Here is a 1387-nt window from a genome sequence, read left to right on the forward strand (position 1 = left end):
ACCGAGCGTTCAGGTCTCACATTCACCTTCCTGACCAATCAATACAACTATTTTCGACATATAAACCAGCTTAATTTCTCCAACTGGTTTATCTAGCTAATGCCTGTCCCTGTATTTATTAATCCATTAATGTCCAGATAATAATATCTCGCATGTTTCATCAGAATCTTCTGGCACCTTTAGATAGTTCAAAAAATCTTGACTTGAGTAATATGAATGCGAAATACCTTCCATAGCTGCGGAAATGAACAAATGGTAATAAATTCGATTATCACAGATGTAGTTTTCAGCATATTCATCAAGTACCAATTGATTCTCTTTTAAACCAAAAACAATTGACCCTATACTTTTAGAAAGGTCAAATAACAGAAGTGAAGCTTGATCGATAGTTAATCCTTCTTCAATTTGATCTTCGAGATATTGATGAATGCAATGTCTGATCAAGTCATCAAATGCACTGTTTTTAGTGAAACTTGAAATATAACTGATATTCTCAACAACCTTATTTTCCAGACAATCTTGAGAGCTCTTAAACATAATCATTATATCGCCTGACAGCGATGATTTAAGCTTTTTGGCTAGTTCACTGATCGAAACGGCTTTAATTGTTTGTATTTCTCGTTCATTAATATCAAATGAGTTAATTAAAATTTCTCTAGATTGCACATCAATAGAACATAGTAAAATAAAAATATATCCCATTCTCATAATAATTACCCTCATTTAAATTCTCCAAGATCAATATCAAAATCTTTCTTTCTTCTTCCTTTATAAGTAGCTTGTAGCATTCTACCCGAGTTCGCTTGTTTAGAATTTAAAACACTTGCATGACCTTTCTCATTCCACATCCATAAAGGCAAGTGATCCCATTCATCATTCTCTCTATAAATTTGAGCATCGTGACCACTAAACTTAAAATCACCCCTCAAATGATTGTGACCCATTTCTACAGCAAATTGAATATCCAGGACAGGCACTCCCTCAGAAATATCATACGGCCTCATCAGAGATTTGCCACAGCTAATTCCTCATGAATTTTCGACAATCATGGTTTTAAACGGAGATAACCATGGGATTGGCCAGGAAATATCAGATCAGTGTCTCTGAAACACCTTATTACCACATCGTCTCCAGATGTGTCCGCAGGGCCTTCCTGTGTGGTGATGATCGTGCCTCTGGAAGGTCATTTGAACACAGAAGAACATGGGTCGTAGAACGCATGAAATACCTGGCCAGATTATTCAGCATAGACATCTGCGCCTATGCGGTGATGTCGAATCACTTTCATATCGTCCTGAAGGTCAATAACAACAAAGACTGGACAGATAAACGGGTACTCATGGCTTGGGGTGGCTTGTTTGATTTACCCGGACCCTGTGAACCCTAT

The 1387-nt window shown here is 37.1% G+C and carries 3 protein-coding genes; 1 reads left to right on the forward strand and 2 read right to left on the reverse strand.

Going from position 1 to position 1387, the window contains the following annotated elements; genetic code table 11:
* Positions 1 to 126: 126 nt before the first annotated feature.
* On the reverse strand, positions 127 to 723 hold the full coding sequence (locus B0475_RS17310; protein ID WP_077413131.1) for a hypothetical protein: 597 nt from the start codon (positions 721 to 723) through the stop codon (positions 127 to 129).
* Positions 720 to 1004: a hypothetical protein gene (locus B0475_RS17315; protein WP_077413132.1), complete on the reverse strand. Its 285-nt coding sequence runs from the start codon at positions 1002 to 1004 to the stop codon at positions 720 to 722. The genes B0475_RS17310 and B0475_RS17315 overlap by 4 nt, the downstream gene beginning before the upstream one ends.
* A gap of 65 nt (positions 1005 to 1069) precedes the next feature.
* Between B0475_RS17315 and B0475_RS17320 the strand changes: the two genes are divergently transcribed.
* Positions 1070 to 1387 (forward strand): hypothetical protein (locus B0475_RS17320; RefSeq protein ID WP_456298910.1); only part of this gene is annotated, 318 nt, incomplete at its 3' end.

The sequence above is a fragment of the Marinicella sediminis genome, from assembly GCF_002000055.1.
GTDB classification, from domain to species: domain Bacteria; phylum Pseudomonadota; class Gammaproteobacteria; order Xanthomonadales; family Marinicellaceae; genus Marinicella; species Marinicella sediminis.